The 9,134-nt window shown below is 55.6% G+C and carries 9 protein-coding genes; all 9 read right to left on the minus strand.

All coding sequences use genetic code 11. The features are described 5' to 3' along the window. Positions 1-554 precede the first annotated feature (554 nt). Positions 555-1,103 (minus strand): fimbrial protein, encoded by a 549-nt coding sequence (locus KL786_RS28990; protein ID WP_215519795.1) that lies wholly within the window; start codon positions 1,101-1,103, stop codon positions 555-557. Positions 1,104-1,114: 11 nt separating this feature from the next. After that, positions 1,115-1,594 carry a fimbrial protein gene (locus KL786_RS28995; protein WP_215519796.1) on the minus strand — a complete coding sequence of 160 codons (480 nt, stop codon included), beginning with the start codon at positions 1,592-1,594 and terminating at the stop codon, positions 1,115-1,117. A 13-nt stretch (positions 1,595-1,607) separates the two neighbouring features. Further along, complete coding sequence (locus KL786_RS29000) at positions 1,608-2,102, minus strand: fimbrial protein (protein WP_215519797.1); 495 nt, start codon at positions 2,100-2,102, stop codon at positions 1,608-1,610. Between the two features lie 10 nt (positions 2,103-2,112). Then, the gene (locus KL786_RS29005; RefSeq protein WP_215519798.1) at positions 2,113-2,685 is read right to left on the minus strand and encodes a fimbrial protein; all 573 of its coding nucleotides are present in this window, start codon (positions 2,683-2,685) and stop codon (positions 2,113-2,115) included. Positions 2,686-2,706: 21 nt separating this feature from the next. Further along, complete coding sequence (locus tag KL786_RS29010; RefSeq protein WP_215519799.1) at positions 2,707-3,468, minus strand: fimbria/pilus periplasmic chaperone; 762 nt, start codon at positions 3,466-3,468, stop codon at positions 2,707-2,709. After that, complete coding sequence (locus tag KL786_RS29015; protein WP_215519800.1) at positions 3,465-6,056, minus strand: outer membrane usher protein; 2,592 nt, start codon at positions 6,054-6,056, stop codon at positions 3,465-3,467. The genes KL786_RS29010 and KL786_RS29015 overlap by 4 nt, the downstream gene beginning before the upstream one ends. Positions 6,057-6,075: 19 nt before the next feature. Continuing rightward, positions 6,076-6,636, minus strand: coding sequence for a fimbrial protein (locus KL786_RS29020; RefSeq protein ID WP_215519801.1), 561 nt, complete (start codon positions 6,634-6,636; stop codon positions 6,076-6,078). A 49-nt stretch (positions 6,637-6,685) separates the two neighbouring features. Then, on the minus strand, positions 6,686-7,207 hold the full coding sequence (locus KL786_RS29025) for a fimbrial protein (protein WP_215519802.1): 522 nt from the start codon (positions 7,205-7,207) through the stop codon (positions 6,686-6,688). Positions 7,208-7,786: 579 nt separating this feature from the next. Next, complete coding sequence (locus tag KL786_RS29030) at positions 7,787-8,971, minus strand: thiolase family protein (RefSeq protein ID WP_215519803.1); 1,185 nt, start codon at positions 8,969-8,971, stop codon at positions 7,787-7,789. Positions 8,972-9,134: the final 163 nt, after the last annotated feature.

The following is a 9,134-nucleotide window of genomic DNA, read 5'->3' on the forward strand; positions in this document are numbered from 1 at the left end:
TGACAGTCACGACCTCAAATCCGGTAACTGTCAGATGAAGTCTGAGTTTCTACACATTATTGGGTATGGTAACTATCCCAATGGCAGACGGCACCGGCGTGTTCAGGAAATTTCCGTTGATTCGCAAACCGGTCCCTTCGCCGGTAAACTTTGGTCCCGGAGTCCAAGCAGTACCTGCTGCACTACCACTTACCCAATAGTCCGCATGCCAAGCGGGGCCTCCGCTATAGGTAAATCGACATTCCAGCCTTGCCCCTTCCAGCAATACCCTGGTGCGGTCTGCACTCAGGGTTACCGTAACGGGGACTTGCAGGTTGGGATTGCCATTTTGCCAAGGCCCTCCATTGACCCGACAATCAACAGCCTGCGCAGTCGTAGTAACAGCAGTCAGGACGAAAAGCACAAAGGCCCCATATAGTCGTTTCATTTCGATCTCTCGTTGCACCTCCCCCAGGCACAGCCCATCGAACACGCGGTTCGTATCTTAAAGCCGCCCAGCGGAGGTTTGAGGTTTGTCCAAGGCTGTTTTTCAGCCTATGAATGACGGTGCATCGCTACGGGTAATCCAACGTAAACGTAGAGGTCACCGTGTACGGGCCATGCCCTATGGTTTGATCCCTGATGGCATTCGGCTCACCCTGCACATAGGCCTTGAGCTCAATCACGTTGTTGCCATTACTCAACACCTGCTCGTCGCCGACTGTATTCAGGGGTAATGGCTTATCGCTCAGCGTTTCAAGGCCAATCCCAATACCTGAGGCACCACTGCCACCATCCAGCGCGAACAATCCGGGAAGCGCCATGTTTTCCCTACCGCCAAACGTGATGGTGACCGTGTTGCCGATCGTGGTATTACAGTCGTCCAGATGCAGCCTGAACCCCTTCCCCCGTGAACGGGTGTTGATGTAGAGATGCTTGCTGGTCAAGTCCCAGAGCTCCAGCGTGATTGCCTCGTCGCCAGGGCGAATGGTGCAAGCCTGCTCAACCAGGTTGCCCTTGAAGCTCAGGTTGTCTGCCGCTTGCCCTGTGGGCATCAGGCCGAAGGTGAGCAGAAATATCAGCCCGGCACAGGACCAACACCTATGAACAATTGCTTGTCGCATGGACTCAACTCCTACTCATATTCGGCCAACAGCGTGGCCACCGCCGTAAACCTTGCGGGCGCCAGAATTGCACCTGGCCGTTTGACGGGAACCACTTCCAATGTCGGCGGTGACGACAAGGTGATGTCCAGTGGCGTATTGAGTAGAAACGGCACACCATTCTGAAAAATCCGAATACCCAGTTCCGGCACACTGGTTTGCACGGCGGCGCCATCGAACACCGTTGAGGTTCCGTTAACACTCAACTTCAGCTCCCACGGGAGCGTATCGGTACCACATCTGATGGTGTAACCAACGCCTCTACGGTATTTCACGCCATCGACGCGCTTTACCCCGACATCCCCAAATTCGACTTCAATCGTGTTCCCAGCATCAATCGTGCAGGGAGGAGGCTCATTAAGCGTTCCACTGAACGTCAAGTTGGCCGACGCACCACTGCAAAGGCCGATGGAGCACAAGGCGAGCAACGCTCGCTGCTGCCAACAGATCATTGATCATTCCTCTTCATTGGTATTCGACCACTAGGGTGGCGGCGGCATCGAACGCCCCTCCCGTCAGCCTGCTGCCCGTGCGCTTGACAGGCACCGCCTGCACCACTGGAAAGTTGGGGTACGTAAAATTCACGGCCGTATTCAGAGGCCAGTCAGCACCATTGACGAACAGCTTTACCCCAAGATCCGGCTTGCGGGTCAAGAGCACACGGCTATCGAACGCAGCGCCCTGGCCCTTGAGCTCCAGGGTCATCGCGTTACTGAACGGGGCGCTGCAGGTGACGGTGTAAGGCACATCCCGACGATAATTGACCCCGTCAATCCGTGACGTCAGAAGGTCGGCCCCGAAAGGCACATCGAGCGTACTGCCGCCATTAATGACACACGGCGGAGGCGCGATGATCACCGCGCGGATGATCAGGCTGACCTCACCCTGCACACCTTGGCTGACGGCCCACAGCAGGCCGCCAGCGATAAGAAAGGCCCATGAGCCGGTTGCCTTAGCCATTCTTTTGCCCTTACTCATAATTGAGCCTGAAATCCACGACGGCGCGAAAGACCCCACTGGTCAACGGCGCCAGGGTGCGCGTGGGCTGAACACTCCATGTCTGCGTGTTGCTGCCGAGGGTCAAAAATAACGGTTCACCTCTTGAGCCCAGCTGTACATCCCTCCCCTGTGCATCAGTCAAACGCAGGCCCATGCCAGTGATGCCTTGCACCTTGACCAGCCGTGAGTCATCGGCATCGGCCGGTGCGATAAACGCGACCGACAGCACCGGCTGATAGGCACTCCATGTCAGATTCCCCGTACGTTCACTGCGGATGCTGCCGGCAGTGCGCTGGCAATCGGTAAAACGCAACTGAAATGGCCTGGCGGGCGCCTGGTCGCCGGGGCGCTGCAACTGACTGGCCGAGACGACACCCAAGTCAATCGTTTGATGCTGTGAGGCCATTTCCAGACCGCAAGGGGTTTCATGCATGGACCCGATAACATTCAGCAATCCATTCTGGCCATCTATATCCTGGGCATGAACGCCCCCTCCAAAGGCCAGCAACAGGCCGCCCAAGGCCTTCACAATTTGCGACTTCATGAGTTTCTCCCCCAACTGGCGCTACTGATTAGCCGCTGACGCCTGCGCGTTCACTTTGCAAGTGTCGCCACTGCAGGTGAAGGCCAGCAGCGGGCGTCCGCCGTAATCATTCACGTAGGCCAGATAAGGTGTGGTGCCAAGAACCTTGGCTGTAGGGCCCAAGGTCAGCAAGCCTTTGGGCGGTACCATCAGCGGCTCAAAACCCGGCACCGTTTTGCCGTCCTTGCTGCTGCGCGCATCCACCAGCGTCACGTAGTAAGGCGTAGGGTTGTGCACCTGATAACGGTCGCCTTCGCGGGTCAGGGTCAGCTTTTCTTGCCAGGGGCTGGAAAAGTCTTGCTGGCTTGGCGTAATGGCTTGCGGCCGGTAGAACAATTTAATCCGGGTCTGCAGGGCAATTTGCAGGGTGTTGGATTTATCGCTGCGCGGAGGAATTTCCCTCAAGTTGAAGTAGTAGACCGTCTCTCGATCCTGCGGTAGCAACTTGGCGGCCGGCAACGCCTGAACTTTCACCTGGCTTTGTTTCCCTGGCTCCAAGCGTTGAACCGGCGGCAGTACAATCAAGGGCGTGGAAATCTTTTTACCCTCTTCATCCTCAATCCAGCCCTGAGCCAAATACGGCAACTGGGTATTGTTATTGGTGATGTTCACGCTGGTGGCATCTTTGCTGCCATCAAAAATCACTCGGGTACGATCCAGGCCGACAGCGGCATTAGCGCTCTGGCTCAAGCCTAGGGCCAGCAACGCGAAAGCGTGGGGGGTAATGCGCATATTCAATATCATGAGGCTATGTTCTCCGTCTCGGTGGGCTTGCCGGGCAGCGTTGCCGGCTCAGGTAAAGCTTGAACAGTGGTTACGCTCTGGCAGTGCAGTTGCAGGGCATCCGTCAAGCCATCAGCCGGTAAAATGCCTGGGAGTGTGAGGACGCATTGCTCATCGCCAGCCCAACTGACAATCATCTGCTCGCCGGCCTTAATACCGCTCAAGTAGACATTGCCAGCGTCATTCACAATCCCGGTGTCCTGCTGTTTTAAGTTCTTCACCGTCGCGCCGAAGGGCGGTGAACTGCCATCCGGCAGGCGCAGAACAGCCATGGCCTTCTCACCGGAAATCACGTCCAAGGATCGATAACCAATAGCCCCTTCGGTAAGCGTCAATTGCGTCACTGATTGAGTGGCTTCGACATTGCTCGGCAAGTTCTCCAGATCGACACTGGCCGCCGTACGCTGATAGCTGCTGATATCGGAGATGACGGCCTTGCCAAAGGCATTACTGCGAGTCGATGAACCGTAACCCCGCACCGGCACACCGGGTACACCAGCGGTATCGACCATCAGGCGGGTTCCGCCCGTGCCATTGGTACGATGCAAGGCAGCACCGTAAGGTGTGAGTGTGCCGCCGCCGCGTGCAGACACGCTGAGGCTCCTGTAACTACCTTCTTGCTGACTGGCGCTCAGATCAATATCAACCTGATCACCCATATGACTCAGGTAACCATTGACGGCGTTATTGCTTGCACCGAGCTGATAACTATTGCGCTCATCCAGACGGTCACTGTAGCGCGTTGAAAACGTGTTATTACCGGCTGCTCTATTGGCATCCAGCGACAGTGTACCGGTGCGCCCCAACGGCAAACTGACCGTCAGCGCCATACCGTTATCCTTATAGTCATACTCCTGGCTACGGTACATGTTCAGCGACAGACTCATGTTTTTGACTGTCCCTAAATTAAAGTAACGCGACACGGATAAGTTCCAGCGCTGAGTATCCGGTCGATCCCAGTAGGTTTGCTTGTTGTAACTGGCATAGACGGTGGTCCCCAAATCACGAAACTGCTTACTCACCGTCGCCGTATAAAGGGCCTTGCTCGCACCAATAGGTTTCCAATCATCCCCCTCCCCACGCCCACCGAGCTCACCATTCAACCCGTAATGACGAGCATCCAGGTACTCCCCCATACTCAAAAAGTTCTTCTCGGAAAACCGGTAACCGGCAAAGGTTACCTGGCTGTCGTACTGTTCAAAGTTCTTGGAGTATTGAAGGCGGTACGACTTACCCGAGAGTGTCTCGTTCCACACGTTTGCACGCGATTGGGTAACATCCAGCGAGACGGCCCCGAACATCAGCAAGTCCCGCCCGGCGCCAATAGAGAGCGCACGATAATTGTTGTCTGTTATGCCGCCGCCAAACAGGGACCAGCCATTGCTGATCCCCCAGGAAAACTCTCCAGTGCCAAAAACATCGCCATCAGCGCCATATTGAAGATTGGACGGGCGTCCGGTTGCCAACTTGTAACGAACGTGTCCGGGACGTGTCAGGTAGGGAACACCTGCCGTATCGATCTTAAAACTGTGTACCGAGCCATCCTGCTCCTCCACCCGCACATCCAGCGAGCCCGTCACCGCATCCTGAAGGTCTTGAATGCGAAAGGGGCCTGCCGCCACCAGGGTTTCATACAGCACACGGCCCTGCTGGCTGATAACAACTCTTGCATTGGTCTTGGCCACCCCAACCACTTCCGGGGCGTAACCACGCAAGTTGGGTGGCAACTGGCTTTCATCCGACTTGAGTGCCGCCCCGGTAAAACGGAAGCTGTCAAACAGGTCCGAATACAGGTAGTCCTCGCCCACTACCAAGCGTGCCTTCAGCGCAGGAATCGCTCGATAAGCATAATAACGACTCCATTCCAGCCGGTGATAATCGGACGCCCCCTCGCGACCATTCTCGACACGTCCCTGCCAATCCGCCCTCAGGCGCCAGGCACCGGCATTGGCCCCAAGTGTTCCGTTACCACTGAGGTTATTGCGGGTCCCGTCATTCTTTCGATAGTTCGATTGCGCTGTCATGTTGTAATCAACCAGCAACCCCGGCACCCCTTCGTCCCAACGAGAGGGCGGATCCCAATTGATGGCGCTGTATTCAAGGTAGGCCTGAGGCAGATTGATGTTCAGCGTGGAAGTGGCCAGATCACCCGTGACCTCCATGCCAGGCAAACTTTTAACATCCAGGCACTGCCCGCTCTTCCACCATACGAGTTTGTCGGCCTCAGACGCTTTCAGGCCCAACTGGTCGACAAGAGCAGGCGATAAACATGCCTGACTGCCTTTGGGATCATTATCGGGGGGATAGAACGCCACCGATTGCTCTGGAATAGGCTGGGTATTGATCTGCACGGTCATCAAGTAGGTGCCCGGCAGAATAAAGCCACTGCGCGCAAACCGAGACAAGTCAATATTGGTGCGATCACTCAGATCAAGAACATCGGTATTAAACTCGATATCCCCGGCCCCCATTACAGTTCCTGCCAGTGACATCAACCCGCCAAAGAGGCTTGGGCGCAGCATATTTTTGACCTTCAACGTATTCAACATGAAAGCAGCCCATCAATATTCAGAAGTATTCCAACTTGAACCGCACAGCGGCACTGTGGGCCCCAACACCCATCGGCAATCCGTTACCCACCAAACGGAAGGTGTAGTGCAGTGTCATGTCGCCCTCAGCTAAAGGCGCCGGAGCCATCCGCTCCCCCGGAACACTCTCCTGACCAACAGAGTCCACAATGTGCAGCGCAACGCCCTGCGAGCCACCAAAGACCGCAAAGGAGCGCCCGTCCCTATCAGTCGGGCCGTCAAACGTCACTTGCAGATGCTGCCAGTCAGGCAGGGTTTCACCTGGGCGTAACGGGTCTGGGCGAGTCAATGAACAATTGACCAGACGCAGTTGGAAGGGGTGTGGCTCTCCCCTTGCGTTTCGCACAATCCGGCCTATTGGCTCGGGAGGCATCTCGATGGTTTGATCGACAGAGACCAGTTCCAGCCCGCAGGCTGAATCAACAACTTCGCCCCCTAGGGTGACGATCCCTTCGCCTTGCCCTGCGGCCTGCGCAAAAGCACAAGGGCTGATGAATATCGTCAATGAGGAGGCAACAGCGAGACTTATGAATGTGTTCACCTCTATCCCCCGCCAGTTCCCCCGCCACACTAAGTGGCGGGGGAAAAACTTACTGATAAGCCAAGGTGAAGTTGGTGATCGCGCTGAAATCACCGGGGATGATTGGGTCAGTAGCAGCACCTTGTACATAGGCACCGAATTCCAGGGTGTTATCACCCGCACCAATAATCTGTGGGGCCGTAGCGACACCCAACTCAATGAGTTCACTACCATGTGTCATCATGATGCCAACGCCGCCAGCACTACCGACAGTACCCAGTGCACCCGGCACAGCGCCCGATGGCGTACCCGTGAAGGTAGTTGTCACAGTGTTATCAGTGAGGTCGGCCAAACTGCAGCCTTCAAGTTCTATAAGCACACGCCGGGCTTCAGACTTGCCTCCCGATTGCAGTTGATGTTTTGCGATCGCCCCAAGGTGAACGGTCTGATCCACCGAGTCAGGTTTAATAGAGCAGGCGCCCGAGTGAACCGACCCCAAAAACGTAACGGTTCCATCCGCTGCATTAGCCATGGAGATCGAACCCGCCAACAACCCGATAGACAGCAGCACAGTTTTGATTTTTGCTTTCATTTACAGATTCCCACATAACAAACGTCATTAAAGGAGCCCCAACGCAGGTGCGCACAAGGCGTATAAAACAGCGGTCCTGACCAGTCTCATTAGCCGGCTGTTTTATTTCAGACTTTTCCAACTATTTGCATTGCAAGTCAGGACTTGTCCAACGCCAGGCAAGTTTCCACCTGATATCAGAATAAGTAAGCCACCCTTTTCGTTTAATTACGTAGCTTTATTACATCAATAGATATAGGAAGTTTATGGCATTTTGCCAAAACTTTAGAAATGACCGAAGGAATAAGACTACATGCAATTCAATGAGAATTATTTATAGTCATCCGCATCCGTAAGAAGCGGATTACACACACTAAAAAATAACAACATTTACAAGAGCAAAGCCACTCAATAATTGATTCATTAAGCGCGAGAGGCGACTAAGGCCTCCATGAACAGGGACCGCAACTGGAGATAAGCCAAAAGTCGAACCTGAAAAACCTGATGATTGCTAAACAGCAGGTATGCAAAGGGGGAGCAAGCTCCCCCTCGGATCTTCACCAGGTACGAGCGACCCGGAGTGCAGAAGCTATCAATGTACTAGCGCACGGCTTCGAATAAACCCGTGGCGCCCATGCCGCCCCCCACGCACATGGTGACGATGCCATAGCGCAAATGACGCCGTTGCAACTCACGCACCAGATGCCCGACCTGCCGCGACCCGGTCATGCCAAACGGATGGCCAATCGAGATCGAGCCACCGTTGACGTTGTACCTGGCATTGTCTATCTCCAGTCGATTACGCGCATACAGGCACTGGGAAGCAAACGCCTCGTTGAGTTCCCACAGGTCGATATCCGCCACTTGCAGCCCGCGAGCCTTGAGCAGTTTGGGCACCGAGAACACCGGGCCGATGCCCATCTCGTCCGGCTCGCAACCTGCCACGGCAAACCCACGGAAAAACGCCTTGGGCTTGAGACCCAGTTCCAGGGCTTTTTCCAGGCTCATCACCAGGGTCATCGACGCGCCATCGGACAATTGCGAGGAGTTGCCTGCCGTCACCGAGCCGTCCTCGGCAAACACCGGTTTCAATCCGCTCAGGCTGGCCAGGCTGGTGTCCGGGCGATTGCAATCGTCACGGTCGACCACGCCGTCGAGAATCTGCACCTGGCCGCTATTTTTGTCCTCGACCTTGTACTTGACCGCCATGGCCACGATTTCATCGTCGAACAGCCCGTCGGCCTGGGCCTGGGCGGTGCGCTGCTGGCTTTGCAGGGCATACAGGTCCTGCTCTTCACGACTGACGTTATAGCGACGGGCGACGATTTCGGCGGTCTGGCCCATGGGGAAGTAGATGCCCGGCACCTGCTCCTTGAGCAACGGGTTGATCAGGTTGTCGGTGTTGACGCTTTTCATGGTCAGGCTGATGGACTCGACACCGCCGGCGACAATGATGTCGCTGCAACCCGAGGCGATCTGGTTGGCCGCGATGGCAATCGCCTGTAGCCCTGAGGAGCAGAAACGATTGAGGGTCATGCCGGCGGTACCGGTGCCCAGGCGCGACAGCACGGCCACGTTGCGACCGATGTTGTAACCCTGGGCACCTTCGTTAGAGCCGGCACCGACAATGCAATCCTCGACGCTGGCCGGGTCGATGCCGTTGCGGGTCAGCAGCGCGTTCACGCAATGCGCTGCCATGTCATCGGGACGGGTCTGTTTGAACTTGCCGCGAAAGGACTTGGCCAGGCCGGTTCGTACACTGTCGACGATCACTACTTCACGCATGGGCTACCTCAATCTTGTCGTTGTTGGGAGACAGATCGAGGATAGATCCAGCGACTAGCGATCGCGATGATCATTCACCTGACGTATGCAAAAGCATGGCGCTGACCTTGTAGGAGCGAGCTTGAACTGGCCTAATGAATTTGGACACATCAATAGGGCGCTA

The organism is Pseudomonas sp. TAE6080, from assembly GCF_018732265.1.
In the GTDB taxonomy this organism is placed as follows: Bacteria; Pseudomonadota; Gammaproteobacteria; order Pseudomonadales; family Pseudomonadaceae; genus Aquipseudomonas; species Aquipseudomonas brenneri.

What these genes read in the sequence shown, in the direction of transcription:
- KL786_RS29005 (WP_215519798.1), bottom strand. Translation starts at nt 2,685, where the DNA reads ATGAAGTCGCAAATTGTGAAGGCCTTGGGCGGCCTGTTGCTGGCCTTT.
- KL786_RS28990 (WP_215519795.1), bottom strand. Translation starts at nt 1,103, where the DNA reads ATGCGACAAGCAATTGTTCATAGGTGTTGGTCCTGTGCCGGGCTGATA.
- KL786_RS29025 (WP_215519802.1), bottom strand. Translation starts at nt 7,207, where the DNA reads ATGAAAGCAAAAATCAAAACTGTGCTGCTGTCTATCGGGTTGTTGGCG.
- KL786_RS29000 (WP_215519797.1), bottom strand. Translation starts at nt 2,102, where the DNA reads ATGGCTAAGGCAACCGGCTCATGGGCCTTTCTTATCGCTGGCGGCCTG.
- KL786_RS29030 (WP_215519803.1), bottom strand. Translation starts at nt 8,971, where the DNA reads ATGCGTGAAGTAGTGATCGTCGACAGTGTACGAACCGGCCTGGCCAAG.
- KL786_RS29010 (WP_215519799.1), bottom strand. Translation starts at nt 3,468, where the DNA reads ATGATATTGAATATGCGCATTACCCCCCACGCTTTCGCGTTGCTGGCC.
- KL786_RS28995 (WP_215519796.1), bottom strand. Translation starts at nt 1,594, where the DNA reads ATGATCTGTTGGCAGCAGCGAGCGTTGCTCGCCTTGTGCTCCATCGGC.
- KL786_RS29015 (WP_215519800.1), bottom strand. Translation starts at nt 6,056, where the DNA reads ATGTTGAATACGTTGAAGGTCAAAAATATGCTGCGCCCAAGCCTCTTT.